Below are 16,110 nucleotides of genomic sequence, written 5' to 3'. Positions count from 1 at the left end.
GACTCCGCTCGCGCGTTCCAGGAATCGGAATAATGTCAGTTTTTCTCAAGCGAATGTTAGCAACGAGCGGAGTGGCCTCGCTCATGATCTGCGGCCTCGGCGCCACGGCTCGCGCGCAGACCCCACCTCCTGCGGAAAATACACCCAAGGTGCTTCCCGAGACCAAGGTGGAAGCGCCGAAGCAGCCGGCCAAGCCCAAGCAGAAGCCGCGCGTGGTAAGGCGTGAGCCCGCACCGGCGCAGCCCGCGCCGGTGCAGCCGGCGCCTACCCCAGAGCAGGTCCAGGCAGCGGCCAATCGTCAGGTCGTCCAGCAGACCCAAAACTTCGACCAGCGGCGCGACAATGTCATTCTGCCCAAGGTTGGCGCGACGACCTATGAACTCACTCAGAGGGACATCGAGAATATTCCGCAGGGAAATGCCGTCCAGCTCAGCGACCTCGCGCTGCAATTTCCGGGCGTCTCGCAAGACTCGACGAGCTCGGGCGATTTTCACATCCGTAACGAGCACGCCAACGTTCAGTACCGGATCAACGGAATTCTTCTGCCCGACGGCGTGTCCGGCTTTTCGCAGATACTCGAAACCTCATTTATCGGCAACATACAGCTGCTGACCGGCGCGCTGCCGGCGCAATACGGCCTGCATACGGCTGGCGTCTTCGACATCACGTCCAAGACCGGCGCGGCGCTGTCCGGCGGCAGCGTCAGCCTCTACGGCGGCAGCCGTCAGACCATCACGCCCAGCTTCGAATATGGAGGAGTCGAGGGAAAGACCGATTATTACGTCACCGGCCGCTATCTCAGCACCGGCCTCGGCCTTGAAAATCCCATAGCTTCCCCCAACGCCATTCACGATCATTCTGAACAGGGCAGGTTCTTCGCCTACACGTCCACCGTCCTCGATCCAACGACGCGGGTGGTCACTCTTACAGGGTTCGGCGAGACCCGTTACCAGATTCCCAATAATCCGGGGCAGCCGGGCAACGCGGGAGGTTTCTGCGGTGGTCCTTTCGACCCCGCGAACCCCTGCCTCAACCCTGACGGTACCCCCAACCCGACTGCTCCCGCCTATACGGCCTTTGGCAAAGGCGCTTTCGATTCGGCCACCCTCAACCAGAACCAGTACGAAAAGAACGCCTACAATGTTATCGCGTGGCAGAAATCGGAGGGCAATTTCGATGCGCAGCTCTCGTACTATTCACGCTACAGCGATCTGCACTTCGTGCCCGACCCGGTGGGCGATCTCTTCATCAACAACGTTGCGTCCGATGTCTTCCGCAGCTCATTCCTCAATGGCGTCTCGGGCGATTTCTCCTACCGCTTGAACGACGCGCACACCTTACGGGCCGGCTTCTACACCCAAGGCGAACAGACCCGAATCGCAACAACAAGCACGGTGCAGCCGCTCGATCCGAACGATCCGAACGGCATGACTGCGATCGACACACCGTTCAACATTCTCGACAGCAGCAAGTTATTTGGCTGGCAGCTTGGAGCCTACGCCCAGGACGAGTGGCGGCTGACGGACAAACTCACGCTCAATTACGGCCTGCGGTTCGATCAGATCTACCAATATGTCGACGCCAACCAGTTCAGTCCGCGCGCGAGCCTAACCTATAAGCCATGGTGGTCGACCGTATTCCATCTCGGCTACATGCGGACTTTCGAGCCGGCACCGCAGGCGCTTGGTCGGACAATTCCAACCCAGATCTTCAACGGGACCACCGCAAGTACCCCGACCGTCACTCCCGATCAGGCCGCCGTACTGGCTGGCCAGGTGGCTGGCCAGCCCCTCCAGAATGTCGGTGCGATCCAACCCGAGCGGGCGGATGTGTATGACGCCGGCTTCAAGCAGCAACTGCTGCCGCAATGTCCGACCGGGCCGGGCGGAATGCCTACCAAGGCTCCGACCGCGGTCGCAAACTGTCCGAGCCTCGAGCTCGCCGGCAGCATCTATTACAAAAACGCCAGGGACTTGCTCGACGATGGGCAGTTCGGCCAAGCTTACGCTCTTACGGCGTTCAACTACGACAAGGCCTACAATTATGGTGCGGAGCTGTCGCTCAGGTTTAGATACGGTGGCTTCTCCGCCGACACCAGCTGGGCGTACGGGGTTCAGCGCGCGAAGAAGGTCGTGTCAAACCAGACTCTGTTTGGCCCGGACGATCTGGTCTACATCCAGAACAATTGGATCCACACCGACCACGAACAACTCTATACGGGTTCGGGGAGGATCGCATACCGATGGTTCGATACCCATAGCTGGTTGGACGGGACCACCGTGAGCGCAACCTTCATCTACGGCAGCGGCTTGCGTACTGATCTTCAGAATCCAGACGGCACCGTTGTTCCGAACGGTGATCACCTCCCATCCTATTGGCAGGTCAACACCGGCGTCTCGCATGAGTTTGACCATGGCTGGAACGGATTGCCCGTTACGGTCCGGTTCGACGTGGTCAACGTGGCCGACTACATCTACCAGATCCGCAACGGCAGCGGCATCGGCGTGTTCGCACCGCAATACGGACCGCGGCGCGGATACTATTTTGGCATATCCCAGAAGCTTGGGGCTCCCGAGAAAACTACCGGTGTCCTGCCCGGCTTCTCCACCAAGGCCCCAGCCGCGGCCCCGATCGCCTACTATTGGAACGGCGCCTATGTCGGCGCCAATTTCGGCGGCGCGTTCAGCGCCGGCGAGCACGTGCTCACGCCGATTGGCTGGGGCGCGACCAATCCGAGCGGCGCGCTCGGCGGTCTGCAGTTCGGTTACAACTACCTGCTTGCATCGAACTGGCTGGTCGGCATCGAAGGAGAACTCGGCTGGACGTCGGCGCAGGGCAAGACCAATTTCGTTGATCCCGCCGGGACCGCGTCGCTCTCGATTGCCAGCGACCACAACTGGTATGACACTTTGAGCGGCAGGGTCGGCTATGTCACGGGGCCGCTGATGCTCTACGCCAAGGGCGGCGCGGCGTGGATGAACGCCGACTACCGTATGGAGGTGAACAGCGGGCTCGACGGTTCGACCGTGGCCAACACGACCAGGTCCGGATGGATCGCCGGCGGCGGCCTGGAATACATGTTGGGGTCTCACTGGTCCGCGAAGCTCGAATATGATCACCTTGCTTTCGGCAGCAAGACCCTGACGTTCGCGAACCCGTTCGGCAACAGCGTAACCGTGGAATCCGGGGTCAACCAAGTTAAAGCGGGCGTGAACTATCATCTTGAGGGATTACTATGATTTTGTCACCGGCCACGATTTCCGCGGCTATTTCCGCCTCGATCAAATACGCGCTGATCTCGGGCCTGATGGCGGCAGGCTGCAAGGTGCACGACATCGGGCTCGCGGTGACGCCGATGGCCTATTTCGCGCAGTTCGATCTCGACGTGCCCTGCGTTGCGATGGTCACCGCCTCGCACAACGACAATGGCTGGACCGGCGTCAAGATGGGCGCCAACCGCCCGCTCACCTTCGGACCCGACGAGATACCGGTGTCGGCGCCGGGCTGACGTTCCAGCACGATCGAATTGCCGTCCGGCATGATGATGCGGGTCCAGACCAGGAGGATCCGACTCTGGCCGAACGCAACGGAGCTGTCATACTGACCGATCAGCTTGGCGCCCTGGGTGGTCAGCATCTGGATCTGATTGTTGATCTGCTGCAGCTCGCGCGCCGCCGTCATCACGTTCTGGCTGAAGTTGGAGGGGTCGTAGACGATCCACTGCGCCGAGGCAGGCGTCGTCACAAGCGGCTGAAGCGACAGGGCGAGTGAGAGGGAGGTCATGGCCATTAAGCCTGCGCGCCGCAATTTACGGGTGGTCATGATTACACCTCCAGGTTTGTCAGGTCAGGGATGAGGTCGGCGGCCCATAGCAGCTCGTGATCCGCGAGCCAGGCCGGCGTAAAATTCTCGCGGCCGTGCTCGGCGAGAAGACATTCGATGGCAGCATGGTCGGCCTAGAGGATCCGGCGCAGAAGGCAAGCGCGACGGGGCCAAGCCCCAGCTCGAACAGCCGATTGCCGCGTCTTGATTGGCAGTAGTAGTCCCGCTTGGGCGTCGCCCGCGCGATGATCTCGATCCGGCGATCATTGAGACCAAAGCGCCGATAGATTGCTGTGAGCTACGGCTCGATGGCGCGCTCGTTGGGCAGAAAGATCCGCGTCGGGCAGCTTTCGACAATTGCGGGTGCGATGTTGCTGCCGTCGATGTCGGAGAGCGATTGCGTGGCGAAGACGACGGAGGCGTTTTTCTTCCGGAGCGTCTTCAGCCATTCTCGGAGCTGCTGCGCGAAGGCGGGATCGTCGAGCACGAGCCAGCCCTCGTCGATGATGAGGAGCGTCGGCCGGCCATCGAGTCGCCCTTCGATGCGATGGAACAGGTAGGTAAGGACGGCGGGTGCCGCGCCGGCACCGATCAGCCCCTCGGTCTCAAAGGCCTGGACCGACGCCAAGCCGAGTTGCTCGACCTCGGCGTCGAGCAGCCGGCCGGAGGGGCCGCCGACACAATAGGGTTGCAGCGCCTGCTTGAGCGCGGTCGATTGCAGCAGGACGGTCAGACCAGTGATCGTCCGCTCCTCAACGGGTGAGGATGCGAGTGACGTCAACGCCGACCAGACATGCTCTTTCGCGGTCGGATCGATCGTGACGCCCTCCTTGGCGAGGATCGCGGTCACCCATTCGGCGGCCCAGGCGCGCTCCGCCACTACTGCGTTACTCGATCCTACGAGGGTTCGTCCGGGCGGAGAAGGACAAGGGCCGCCTGAAGAATTGCGAATTGCTATTTCCTAACATCGAGCTTCGGTTGAACACGGGCATCGTGAAGGGAAACTTCGTCAACATCCATCTGTTGGTAAGCCCAGAAGGGCCAGATCACCTCGGCGAACTGAATCGGTTTCTTTCCCGTCTTCATTTCCAGGCGTTCGATGATGAGTTTGCATGCACGCCTACCGAACTTATGCGTCTTGGGCGTAAAGCAAAACCGGACTTGACCAACGATGAAGCGGCGCTGGCGCACGGCTGCACCCAATTTAAGAATCGCGGGAATATCTGACCCGCGTCTATGGAATGCCTTGGGCGAAAGATAATATCCTCATCGCAGTTGCCGGCAATGCGGATGGCACATCCGGCGTGCGCGAAGGAGCCGATACTAAGCGGATAGTGTTGTGCCCTTCATTTATGAGGTGACGTTGCCCTCCGGCAACGTCCGGGCAAAACTCTGCGTCCGGTGAAAACCCGCCAGCGTGACCGACGGGTTTTTAGCCTTGTGAAGGCTCAGTTCGCTTTGATGGCGGAAAGGACGGCCTGCAAAGCGGTCTGGGGCGGATCATCCCAGATTGGATATCACGTCCCCGGGTGCCGCTCCCTTCGCAACTCAAGACGGGAGCCCAGTTCGTAAAACCTTCCAACTTATCACCGCCCTCTGTCGCGGTCCCCCACCATATCTCTGAGCTGATACCGACTTGTTCGTGCTTATTACCTTCACGAGACGCTCCCAAAGAACCGGTTGATGGCCGAGGCGAGTTTCTCGGGCAGGCCGGTGTGCCAGCTATCACCGGGCCAGCCGCGTCTGGCGGTGACGTACTGGAGCAGCTCCAGCGTTCCGTGCTTCGTCGAGGGGGACATTCACCAAGACCCACGCCACCATGGTCTCCTCGCTCCGGCTGTGTCCATGTCTCGCTCTGCAACACGACGCCAGCCCGCTTGTTTTCCAAGAACGATTAGCGTACTACACTTATTATGAAGCCCTCGACGAAAAACGTAGTACGGAAACGTCCGGGCCGGCCGGCCACCGGTCAGGACCCGGTTACGGCTATCCGCCTGTCCTCGGAATTACGGAAAAGCGTCGATGCTTGGGCGGCCAAGCAAGAAGACCTCCCCGGCCGTTCCGAAGCCATCCGCCGCCTGGTCGAGCTGGGGCTCGGCAGAGCCTTCTCATTTGCAAGGCCTGCGACAAGGGCCGGTGGCGCCATCGCTGTTCGAGCCAAAGAACTTGCCGAAAAAAAACCATCGCTCGCTTAGCCGATCCGGAGACTCCATCCAGAGAGAAGGTGGTTCGCAGGCGCAGGTTGGTGAAAGGGCCCTCGGAATTCCGGGAATACCGTCTCGATCAACCCCGACCCACAAAGAGATAGGGGATGGACGCGCTCGCCGAGCTACTCCAGCCGGTGAGGCTTGGGCATTGGCTCATAATCGCGGGCGGCCTCTTCATTGTTCTCGGCGCCTTGGGCCTGATCGGACGGTCTCGCCGAGTAAGCTCTGAAGTCGAGGACGAAGTTACCTCCGACGCCAAATAGTAAATCTGGGGAGAAGGAAGATGATGAGGCCTGCGCTGATTCTCGCCACCGCCATTCTCGGCTTTTCGGCATCTGCCTACGCTCAAACTGCCGCGCCGAAGGCGACCGCGCCCCCCAAAGCCCGCGCGGCCAAGCCGCAAAAACAGCCGCTGGCCCCGATGGGTTGTAAGCTCGTGGGAACGGTGAGGGGGACCAAGCTTTGGGCAGGCGATTGTGTCACACCGTCGGAGCTCAGGGGTACTACACCCGCCGCCGAACCCGCCGCGCCGGAAACACCTCCCGAGCCACCTGACAAACAGTAGGCACTCGAGATATCGCTGCGATGGAGCTTTTTGGGATGTCCGACCGAGAAACACGCACAGATGCGACGTTAAAGCGCGAAGCTACGGTCAAACAGCTATTGCGGCGCGCAGTCGAGCGTAGCCGGCCCAGCGAGTCCGTTTCAGTAGTGCCCCACGGGTGGGAGACGCACCCGAATCGAGAGTTTGCGCCGGATCGCGACGCGGACGCCATTGTGTGGTTCCTGATAGCGCTCCCGATATTCATCGTAGCTCACGCGATCTGCGTGAAGATTGGCGCCATCTAAGCCTACGCGCATCCCGAACTGGTGGTTCCGGGCTCCCTGCCTTGGCTGCGGAAGTTGCGATAAACCTTCAATTTTCGGGGGGGAGAGTGGCGGTGACGCCAGACCAGAAAAGCAGCGTTCGATGCCATCATGGGTTTCGTCCATCGCGCAGCAATGAAGATTGCTGAAGTCCCTGAAGAAGAGCGCGCGAGGACGCTGACGCCCTAGGTGTTTAGTCCCGGCATTTGCTGGAGCGGATTGAGTTTGAATCGTTCTGGCTGGGAAGTCCAGCATTTGCAGATGTATTCGTAGGGTGTGAGGCCCTTCAGGGTCTTCAGCCGCCGAGCGTAGTTGTGGGCGGTGATGAAGTCGGCAAAGTGAGCTTCGAGCTGATCGTGTCGATCATAATGGTAGCGTTGGACGGTCGCTTCCTTGATCGTGCGGTTCATGCGCTCGACCTGGCCATTGGTCCAGGGATACTTGATCTTGGTCAGCCGATGTTCGATCCCGTTTTCTTGGCATCGCATATCGAACATATGCGTCACGTATCTTGCTGTCGGGCCGTCCACATAGCGGGGCGGGAAGGTGAACTGGATCCCATTGTCGGTGAGCACTGTGTGGATCTTGTAGGGGACAGCCGCGATCAGAGCTTCGAGGAAGGCCGAGGCGGAGGTCCTTCCCGTCTTCCTGACCAGTTGCACGAAGGCGAACTTGCTGGTGCGATCGATTGCGACGTAGAGGTAGAGCTTGCCTTCGGCAGTCTAGAGCTCAGCGATGTCGATGTGGAAATAGCCGATCGGATAAGCCTCGAACTTTTTCTTCGAAGGCTTGCCGCCTTCAATCTCCGGCAATCGGCTGATGCCGTGGCGCTGGAGGCAGCGATGCAGGGACGACCGCGTCAGATGCGGGATGGTCGGCTGCAGGGCATAGAGGCAATCGTCGAGCGGCAGCAGTGTATGCCGCCGGAAAGCGACGATGACCGCCTCCTCCTCGATGGAAAGGACTGTCGAGTTGGCTTCCTTGGGGCCTGTCGAACGATCGGCGACGGTCTCGCGCTGCTTCCACTTCGCGACAGTCTTCTGGTTGATCCCGTAGCGCTTGGCGAGTGCTCTCAGGCTCTCTTGACTATTTTGTATTGCTCGACGGACTGCCTCCGTCGTGGTGGCGCAGCCGTGTAAAACTTGTCCCATAGCGCATCCTTCGAATCGTGCGACAAGAATGCACCATCAAAGCCCGGGACTAAACACCTAGCCTGTCAGGCTTGGAATGCCCGCATGTTTGGTTTCCAAAGCCCTGCCCAGCCCTCCCCGGCCCCCGGGGACGCCCTCAATGCCGGCTATCGCTATCTTGAGGTGAAGTGTCCCGGCTGCGACAACCACCAGACCGTAGCGCTCGACATCGTTCGGCGGCCCAGATCATGCTCATCCACGAGCTCGGGCGCTATATGCGATAAGCAATGCTCGGTCAGGGGCGCCCGTTTAAGCGCAGCCATCTCGTCGTCTTACGGACCACGAAGATCTCGGCCAGTAATCCACCTTCTGTTTGGTGGCCCAGGGATCGCTGAGAATTGAAGCTGTCTGCTGAACGACCTTACGCCAGCCCTGAAGCGCCGCGCGCAAGCTTGTCGAATTGGCAGCCAGCATTGAGCAGGTCCAGGATGGCCGCATCTACATCGAGCGGATCAACGCGCCATTTCTCTACACGCTCAAGACCAGCGGACCGGAGTTCGGAGCTGGCATCAAGCACGCAGTTGAGAAGGGTTGGCTCGAGCTACACGAGAGCGGGACTTTCGTGCGTTTGCTGGAGCCGGGAAAGGCGCTGACAACGTAGACCAACCGGCCCAGCTTGGAGGTTTTTCCGGATCAAAAAACGAGCCGGAGGCAGCAGACCGGGCGAGCCGATAAGGTCGCCTCAATTGACTGCCGGACTCCGCGCTGGCGAGCCTTGTTCTGGCTAGTGATCTTCAGAAATTGGTGCCGGTCGTCGTCTTTTTGCTTGCTCGTTCCTCGCTGGCCATACGGCCTCAGCGTCCGAGCCAGCCCCGGAAAATGCTTGAGGCCGTTTTGTTGTTTCCTGTCACGAACCTGTGGCACGGCCATTGCTAGGGTAGCGCTAACTGGGATTTCAGGGCTCAGTTTGAGAATGAAACGCTGCCGGGACATGTATTTCGAGCCCGGCTGCGCGGCGGCGATCAAGGTGACGCGCTCTCATCCTGATTGATGTGGTGGAACGGCCCGCTCCGACAGCATCATCGTGCTAAAACGTGGTCGTTGTTCGAACGCCACAAGGAGGGACCGTTCCATGAAGCAGGTTAGCACCATCGGTGATTTGGCGAAGCACATTTTTCAAGTTCACGGCGCGGGTGCCGATGGCTCGCCGCTGTTCAACCGGAGACTACGGCACAGCGAGGTGCTGCATTTCTTCTCGAAGCAGCCGGCCTGCCTTGTCGGAATAGAAGCCTGTGGCAGCGCTCACTATTGGGCACGCGAGATTGCAACTCTCGGCCATGAAGTGCGGCTGATCCCACCAGCTTACGTCAAGCCGTTTGTGAAGCGTGGAAAAACGGATGCGGCGGATGCCGAGGCCATCAGCGAAGCCGTGACTCGCAAGACCATGCGCTTCGTTCCGATCAAAACGGCCGAGCAACAAGCCGGAACGATGGTCCTGAAGAGTCGCGCACTTCCGGTGAAACAGCAAACGCAGACGATCAACGCCCTGCGCTCGCATCTGGCTGAGTTGGGCATCATTGCCGCCGCCGGCCGGACAAAGGTCGAGGCGTTGGTTGCAATCGTACGGGATATAGCAGATATCCGCTTGCCTGCGGCAGCGCGCTTCGTGCTGACGGCAGTTGCCGATCAGATCGAGGCTCAGGCGGACCAGATTGACAAGCTCGAGCGAGCCATTGTTGCTGCGGCAAGGACCGACAAGGACATGCGCCGACTGACTACCACCCCCGGCATTGGAGCCATGACAGCGGCGACCATCACGGCGCTGGTGCCAGATCCCGGCGGCTTCAAATCCGCTCGTCACTTCGCTGCCTGGCTGGGACTGACGCCGCGACAGCATTCGAGTGGGGGCAAGGAGCGGATGGGGCGAATCTCGAAGATGGGAAACCCCGAGCTTCGGAGCCTCCTCGTTCTTGGGGCGACATCCGTCCTGCGAATTGCCCGGAAGGCTGATCGGGCGCCGCCATGGTTGAAGTCGCTGCTCGCCAGACGTCCGTACAAGGTGGCAGCGGTCGCACTTGCAAACAAGACAGCGCGAATTGCCTGGGCGCTCTTGAACAGGGGCGGGATTTATCGGCATCCGGAGACGCTAGCGACGACTACGGCTGCCGCTTGATGAATACAGCAGTTGTCAAAGAGATCTGACCGGCGCGGGCCGGCAGAGGGCAAGGAGCAATAACAGGCGATGAACCCACGGGACGAAATCCCGACACGAGTGAGGCTGGCGCGACAATGCGCTTCAAGCGCGTCTGATTGATTTAGCCCCTTGTGTCGCGGACTTCATCGAGGCCAGCGGTCATGCGCCGCGCTTTACAGGCCGTATACATGACCGCACCGCTCCCATGTGTGAACTCGACTGAGAAAGCTCTTGCGCCCGCGGGCCGTTCCATACATGTCGCGCCATACCCGGCAGCGTTCTATTTCGAGAAACTGGTGGCACAGCCGCCCGCGCCCTCAAGCTTATCTCGCAAGGCCGTGATCACGCGATGGACAATCCGTATATCCTTGACCGACAGCCCTTCTGAAAGATCGTTGATCCAGGGAGCCTGCAATTCCATTGCGGCTTCGAAGGCGCGCTGTCCATTCTCAGTGAGCACGACGAGCTGCGCCCGTCGGTGATGCGGGTTGACCTCAAAAGATACGAGGCCCTCCCTGTGCAGATCATTGATAATTCGCTGCACGTTTTGACGATTGCCGCCCAGGTCGCGTGCGAGCCAAGCGACCGGTTGGGGACGTTCGGCGGACACAATGGCGCCAAGCACCTGCCAGCGTGCGCTTGTTAGGCCAAGCGGGGCGACCAGACGGTCGCCGGCCGTCAGAAGTAGGCTGTAGAGCCTGAATAGATCGAGAACAAGGTCGGTCAGGGCGTCACCCTCGGGGGTTCGCTCGGCTTTTTTCATTTGTCACCATTATTTTATATTGACATCATAATGTCAATCTGTTATGTAATCATAATACCAATTAGGCATCACATATCAACTAGCGATGGAGGCACTCATGTCGTTGCTACGCCCACTGGACCCTTCCTTCCCGATCGACCGCCAGATTGCTATCGAGGCAAATTCGGTCGTCCTGGTGAACTTATTCACTCTCGACAAAGCCGATGAGGCGGCTTTTCTCAAAACCTGGCAGGACGACGCAGCGTTCATGAAGCGACAGCCGGGCTTCATTTCCACTCAGCTGCACAGAGCTCTCGGCGACAGCTCGACCTATCTGAACTACGCCGTCTGGGAATCCACCGCACACTTCCGCGCGGCCTTCACCCATCCTGACTTTCTAGCAAAAATCGCCACCTATCCGGCCTCGGCGGTAGCTTCCCCTCATCTGTTCCAGAAAGTTGCCGTGCCCGACATCTGCGTTACCTAGCCCTGCTGTTTTTAGGAAGGGAAGATACTCATGATCAAGTTGATCCATCCTGTCGCTGGCGCCTTGGCTATCGCAACGATCGGCACTTTCGACGGTACTCAGCGAGCTGTTCGCGTCCCATCGACGTTGAAACGGTTCCCTCGGCCGACAGCGCCGAGGCGTTCTCATGACCCACTAGAGGAGCGCGCTATGTCCTGGAAGTGGAAGCCGAGTTGGTACATCTTGGGCGGCAAGGCCAGCATCGTGCAACCGGCCCTTCAATGTCTTGTCACAAAACGCTCGACTGTCCCTAAGATCGACGGCCGCCGCGCCCCCAAGCGGGCCCAGCCCGAACTGGTACTCGATCTGATCCGCAAGGCTGCAAACGCCATTCTGCACCTAAGGCCGCGCAAGGTGCATCGCAGCCGGTTCAGCGAACCAAAAGGAAATCCGCGCAAGGCGAAGGGCGAAGCGCCATTGCAGACGTCAGCAGAGGTTGTGCGCACCTATAGTGCTGTCGTCGACGCGCTCACAGCCGCGATTCTCAATGCAGAGGCCGCCTTAAACTGGTTGGGCACTCAACCGCCAGATCTGGAAGAAGCCCGGCGAGCACTTAGTACTATCGCTAAGGACGGTAAGCGAGCAGGCGAAATTATCGCTCGACTTCGAGCGCCGATGCAGGATGACGCTCTTGATTGCGCGTTCCAGACGATCGTGATCACCAATTCCAGGCCATCGTGATCACTCATTCCAGAGCATCGTGATCACCGTTTCCAGGGGATCGTGATCACCAATTCCACAGGATCGTGATCGCTATTTCCAGCGGATCATGATCGGGGACAGCGAGCCGGACACCACTGACAGTCTGCAACCCAGGTAGCTTGATCTTTTGCCCGACAGCAGAGGATCGAGATGCCGACAGAGAGACTGTCCATGCGCCACATTCGCGAAGTTTTACGCCTGCACTACAGCGTCGGCATGTCGCAGCGCGCGGTTGCCCGCAGCCTCGGCCTGGCCCAGGGCACGGTCAACAAGTACCTCAACCTAGCGCGCCGGGCCGGCCTGACCTGGCCGTTGCCGCCGGAGCTCGATGACGATGTCCGGCTCGAGAACCGGCTGTTTCCGCCACCGTCCGATTTGCCCAGCGACGAGCGGCCGCAGCCGGATTGGGCGCTCGTGCATCGCGAGCTGCGGCGGAGGAACGTCACGCTGATGTTGTTGTGGGAGGAGTATTGCGGCTCCCACTCCGACAGTTTCAGCTATTCGTGGTTCTGCGAACGCTACAGGGAGTGGGCCAGCCGCCTCAAGCCGACCCTGCGCCAGGTTCATGTCGCCGGCGAGAAGCTGTTCGTCGACTATTCTGGCCACACCATGGAGGTGGTTGACGGGCTCACCGGCGAGGTGCGCAGCGCGCAGATCTTCGTCGCCGTGCTCGGTGCCTCGAACTACACCTACGCCGAGGCCAGCCTCAGCCAGAGCCTGCCGGACTGGATCGGCTCGCACGTCCGCGCCTTTGCCTATTTCGGCGGCACCGCCCGGCAGACGGTGAGCGACAATCTGAAGGCCGGCATCACCCGGGCCTGCTTTCACGAGCCGATGGTGAACCGGACCTATGCCGATCTCGCCCGCCATTACCGCACCGCCATTGTGCCGGCGCGGCCGTATCGTCCGCGCGACAAGGCCAAGGTCGAAGTCGGGGTCCAGATCGTCGGGCGATGGATTCTGGCGCGCCTGCGCAACCGCCGCTTCTTCTCGCTCGCCGCCCTCAACGAGGCAATTTACGCGCTCCTTGTCGAGCTAAACGATCGACCTCTCCGGAGCTGGGGACGAAGCCGGCGCGACCTGTTCGAGGAGCTCGATCGCCCGGCGCTGACCCCCTTGCCGGATGAGCCCTACGAGTATGCCGAGTGGAAGCGCTGCCGGGTCAATCTCGACTATCATATCGAGATTGCCAAACATTATTACAGCGTGCCTCACCACCTCGTGCATCAGGAGGTCGAGGCACGGATCACCCTCAAAACCGTCGAGATTTTCCTGCGCGGCAAGCGTGTCGCCTCGCATCTGCGCAGCACCCTGCCGCATCGTCCGACGACGATCCCCGAGCATATGCCAAGCTCGCATCGCCGCTACCGCGACTGGACCCAAGAGCGCATCCGCTCCGAAGCCGCCAAGGTGGGGCCCGACGCCGAGACCCTGATCGACGTCATCCTGCGCTCGCGGCCGCATCCGGAGCAGGGCTTCCGCTCGGCCATCGGCATTCTCGGGCTGGTCAAACGCTATGGCCAGGAGCGCGTCGACGCCGCCTGCGCCCGTGCCCTTTTGCTCAATGCCCGTTCCTACAAATCGGTCGCTGCCATCCTCAAGAACGGCACCGACAAAACCGCGCCTCCGACCCAGGACGCACCCATCCTCTTCCACGCCAACATCCGCGGCCGCGGTTACTACAACTGATCAGGAGATCATCGTGCTCATCCATCCGACCGTCGAACGCCTGCGCGCACTCGGCCTCACTGCCATGGCCGATACCGTCATCGAACTGCAGAACAATCCCGAGGCCGCCGAGATGCCGCACCCCGATTGGCTCCGCCTCCTCGTCGATCGCGAGGTCACCGCCCGCGACAACCGTCGCCTCACGCGCCGCTTGAGCAATGCCAAGCTCCGCCAGGCCGCCACCATCGAGAACGTCGACTATCGCACCGCGCGCGGTCTCGACCGTTCGCTCTTCCAGACCCTCGCCTCCGGCCAATGGATCCGCGATCACAACCATCTGGTGATTGTCGGCCCGACCGGCACCGGTAAGTCCTGGCTGGCTTGCGCGCTCGGCAACAGAGCATGCCGCGATGGTTTCTCCGTCCTCTACAAGCGCGTGCCCCGCTTGTTCGCCGATCTCGCCCAGGCGCGTGGCGAAGGCCGTCTCGCCCGTCTGATCGCGGCGCTGGAGCGTGTCAATCTACTCATCCTTGACGACTGGGGACCCGAACCGCTCACCGCCGACCAGCGTCGTGATCTACTCGAGATCGTCGATGATCGCTACGACAAGGGATCATTGTTGATCACAAGTCAGCTCCCCGTGTCGCAATGGCATGACGTGATTGCCGATCCCACGCTTGGCGATGCCATCTTGGATCGCATCATTCACAATGCACACCGCATCGAGCTCAAGGGCGACAGCCTGCGTCGGCGGGCCGACGATAGGACAAACGCGTGACCACCGCACGCCCGATCGCCCCACCGGCCCACAGGTCCCTCCCGCGCGCGCCGCTGCGTCGCTCGTGGGGCCACTCCGCGCCGCGCGCGGGGCCCTCCCATGGACCGCCGGACCGATCTCCAAACCCTCCCGTCTGTCTTGACCAGGAAGACCATTTCCAGCACACATTAAACACGTCAGTCGTGTTCGCCTCCGCAAGTGATCACCATCGTCTGGAATCCGTGATCACGATCGCCTGCAATCGCTGATCACCATCCGTGGAATACGCACTTGATCCCTAAACGCGCTCTGACCCGCACCATCCCGTTTATGATGGGGTTGTCTAATCGCTGCTGAAAGGTCAAGCATATAATCTTGTTGAAGTGCTTGCCGGGTGTACGGTTGTCTTCGCGGTCGATAGTAGCCGGCGCATGATGGAGCTTCGCGGGACGAGCCCTTCAATGTGGACGACGTACTTTGCTGAGTCAGCGGTGCAACCCCATCAGCGGAATGGCTCAAGGGACACCTCGAGCGTTCAGCTTCAGAACGCTAATCGGATTCATGCGATGGCTCCGGCTGTCGGATTGAACAGCTCGCCAGTCTTAAGCATTGTATGCATTATCACTGCCAGCTTGCTCGCCACAGCCACGGCAGCTCTTTTGAAGCCGATTCTTTCCCGGAGCTGCAAACCCCACGTGCGCAACGTGCTTTCCTGCGCGCGGCCAGCCGAATTTCCGGCGATGATCCGCGCACCGTGGCCTCGATCGCATAGAGCTGTGCGATCTGGTGAACCGCGGCCTCGGCGATCGGCGATTTGCCGTTGCGCGCCAGCTTGACGAAGCGCCGACGCAAATGACGCCAGCAATGCACGAGCGTCCATGAGACCTGCGGTCGAACAACCTTGGCGAGCCGATCATAGCGCACCCGCATGACTTTCCTGATAATGCCTCACCCCTAAGCCCCCAATGATTGACGGCTTGCTCATTTTGATTCCTTCACAACCACGTTGAGGGTCTGTACCGTCTCGGAGATTGTGTGATGCTGCGGATCCGCCCAATAGAGTCTTATTGTGTGCCGGCCGGGCTTGGCAGGAAGATCGAAAACATAGAGATAGCGGCCATCACCAAGCTGGATCAGCTGGTCTGCCATTGGCATGAGCTCGGTTTCGTCCATCGAAACATGCAGATGAACGCTCGGATTGGCAGAGCTCATGGTCATTTCTGCGATGTTATCGTCGGCTTGGAAAACGAAAGCAACACGCTCGCCGATGGTATTACCCGATTGCGGCAGGAGGATCTTCAATGCGGGCAGCTCGCCGGTATTTCCCGATCTCGCAATAGGCGCACCGTCAGACCCGTGCATATGGTGCATGCCCGGCTCATGGTGTTGTGCGTGGGCTGGAGCCACGACCAGAGCGCCAGCCACAAGAATCATGCACCAAATGAACTGTTCGAATCGATCGCCAAACCGGTTGGGACGGGATGATATTTGCATG

12 protein-coding genes and 7 pseudogenes are annotated in these 16,110 nt (G+C 60.2%); 9 read left to right on the top strand and 10 right to left on the bottom strand.

The genetic code is table 11. The features are described 5' to 3' along the window. The first annotated feature begins 32 nt into the window (after window positions 1–32). Window positions 33–3,239, top strand: a complete 3,207-nt coding sequence (locus tag ACVILL_RS21215) for a TonB-dependent receptor domain-containing protein (protein ID WP_456730825.1) — start codon at window positions 33–35, stop codon at window positions 3,237–3,239. Continuing rightward, window positions 3,238–3,487 (top strand): annotated as a pseudogene (locus tag ACVILL_RS21210) (phosphomannomutase/phosphoglucomutase); the annotation flags it as partial. The gene ACVILL_RS21215 and the pseudogene ACVILL_RS21210, both read left to right, overlap by 2 nt. Here the strand turns inward: ACVILL_RS21210 and ACVILL_RS21205 are convergent. The 3 pseudogenes from ACVILL_RS21205 to ACVILL_RS21195 form a co-directional block, all read right to left on the bottom strand. After that, a pseudogene (locus ACVILL_RS21205) lies at window positions 3,475–3,636 on the bottom strand (TrbI/VirB10 family protein); the annotation flags it as partial. The pseudogenes ACVILL_RS21210 and ACVILL_RS21205 overlap by 13 nt on opposite strands. A 30-nt stretch (window positions 3,637–3,666) precedes the next feature. Next, a pseudogene (locus tag ACVILL_RS21200) lies at window positions 3,667–3,783 on the bottom strand (DUF4141 domain-containing protein); the annotation flags it as partial. A gap of 41 nt (window positions 3,784–3,824) precedes the next feature. Next, window positions 3,825–4,699 (bottom strand): annotated as a pseudogene (locus ACVILL_RS21195) (TraG/VirB4 family ATPase); the annotation flags it as partial. 101 nt (window positions 4,700–4,800) lie between these two features. Here ACVILL_RS21195 and ACVILL_RS21190 point away from each other — a divergent pair. Beyond that, window positions 4,801–5,049 (top strand): hypothetical protein, encoded by a 249-nt coding sequence (locus ACVILL_RS21190; protein ID WP_456730824.1) that lies wholly within the window; start codon window positions 4,801–4,803, stop codon window positions 5,047–5,049. Between the two features lie 428 nt (window positions 5,050–5,477). Here the strand turns inward: ACVILL_RS21190 and ACVILL_RS21185 are convergent, their stop codons facing one another. Together ACVILL_RS21185 and ACVILL_RS21180 are read right to left on the bottom strand one after the other, a co-directional pair. Next, the gene (locus tag ACVILL_RS21185) at window positions 5,478–5,621 is read right to left on the bottom strand and encodes a hypothetical protein (protein ID WP_456730823.1); all 144 of its coding nucleotides are present in this window, start codon (window positions 5,619–5,621) and stop codon (window positions 5,478–5,480) included. A 1,460-nt stretch (window positions 5,622–7,081) separates the two neighbouring features. Then, window positions 7,082–8,047, bottom strand: a pseudogene (locus ACVILL_RS21180) (IS481 family transposase). A 439-nt stretch (window positions 8,048–8,486) separates the two neighbouring features. Between ACVILL_RS21180 and ACVILL_RS21175 the strand changes: the two are divergent. Then, the gene (locus tag ACVILL_RS21175) at window positions 8,487–8,687 is read left to right on the top strand and encodes a hypothetical protein (RefSeq protein WP_456730822.1); all 201 of its coding nucleotides are present in this window, start codon (window positions 8,487–8,489) and stop codon (window positions 8,685–8,687) included. Between the two features lie 32 nt (window positions 8,688–8,719). Here the strand turns inward: ACVILL_RS21175 and ACVILL_RS21170 are convergent, their stop codons facing one another. Further along, window positions 8,720–9,052, bottom strand: coding sequence for a hypothetical protein (locus ACVILL_RS21170; protein WP_456730821.1), 333 nt, complete (start codon window positions 9,050–9,052; stop codon window positions 8,720–8,722). Between the two features lie 106 nt (window positions 9,053–9,158). Between ACVILL_RS21170 and ACVILL_RS21165 the strand changes: the two genes are divergently transcribed. Further along, on the top strand, window positions 9,159–10,199 hold the full coding sequence (locus ACVILL_RS21165; protein ID WP_456730820.1) for an IS110 family RNA-guided transposase: 1,041 nt from the start codon (window positions 9,159–9,161) through the stop codon (window positions 10,197–10,199). Between the two features lie 301 nt (window positions 10,200–10,500). Here the strand turns inward: ACVILL_RS21165 and ACVILL_RS21160 are convergent, their stop codons facing one another. After that, the gene (locus tag ACVILL_RS21160; protein ID WP_456730819.1) at window positions 10,501–10,983 is read right to left on the bottom strand and encodes a MarR family winged helix-turn-helix transcriptional regulator; all 483 of its coding nucleotides are present in this window, start codon (window positions 10,981–10,983) and stop codon (window positions 10,501–10,503) included. 97 nt (window positions 10,984–11,080) lie between these two features. Between ACVILL_RS21160 and ACVILL_RS21155 the strand changes: the two genes are divergently transcribed. The 4 genes from ACVILL_RS21155 to istB all read left to right on the top strand — a co-directional run bounded on the left by ACVILL_RS21155 (window position 11,081) and on the right by istB (window position 14,636). Next, window positions 11,081–11,449 (top strand): antibiotic biosynthesis monooxygenase family protein, encoded by a 369-nt coding sequence (locus tag ACVILL_RS21155; protein ID WP_456730818.1) that lies wholly within the window; start codon window positions 11,081–11,083, stop codon window positions 11,447–11,449. Between the two features lie 189 nt (window positions 11,450–11,638). Next, entirely contained in the window at window positions 11,639–12,169 is a 531-nt protein-coding gene (locus tag ACVILL_RS21150) for a hypothetical protein (RefSeq protein WP_456730817.1), read from the top strand. A gap of 171 nt (window positions 12,170–12,340) precedes the next feature. After that, entirely contained in the window at window positions 12,341–13,879 is a 1,539-nt protein-coding gene (gene istA / locus ACVILL_RS21145; RefSeq protein ID WP_456730816.1) for an IS21 family transposase, read from the top strand. A 13-nt stretch (window positions 13,880–13,892) separates the two neighbouring features. Then, window positions 13,893–14,636, top strand: a complete 744-nt coding sequence (istB, locus tag ACVILL_RS21140; RefSeq protein ID WP_456730815.1) for an IS21-like element helper ATPase IstB — start codon at window positions 13,893–13,895, stop codon at window positions 14,634–14,636. 538 nt (window positions 14,637–15,174) lie between these two features. Here istB and ACVILL_RS21135 read toward each other — a convergent pair. The 3 genes and pseudogenes from ACVILL_RS21135 to ACVILL_RS21125 all read right to left on the bottom strand — a co-directional run. Further along, window positions 15,175–15,327 (bottom strand): annotated as a pseudogene (locus ACVILL_RS21135) (IS110 family transposase); the annotation flags it as partial. 47 nt (window positions 15,328–15,374) lie between these two features. After that, a pseudogene (locus ACVILL_RS21130) lies at window positions 15,375–15,545 on the bottom strand (IS66 family transposase); the annotation flags it as partial. A 51-nt stretch (window positions 15,546–15,596) separates the two neighbouring features. After that, window positions 15,597–16,109: a hypothetical protein gene (locus tag ACVILL_RS21125; RefSeq protein WP_456730814.1), complete on the bottom strand. Its 513-nt coding sequence runs from the start codon at window positions 16,107–16,109 to the stop codon at window positions 15,597–15,599. Window position 16,110: the final 1 nt, after the last annotated feature.

It is taken from the genome of Bradyrhizobium sp. USDA 3364 (assembly GCF_054056355.1).
The sequence above is the reverse complement of the archived record's forward strand: the minus strand, read 5'-3'. Positions and strand labels throughout refer to the sequence as shown.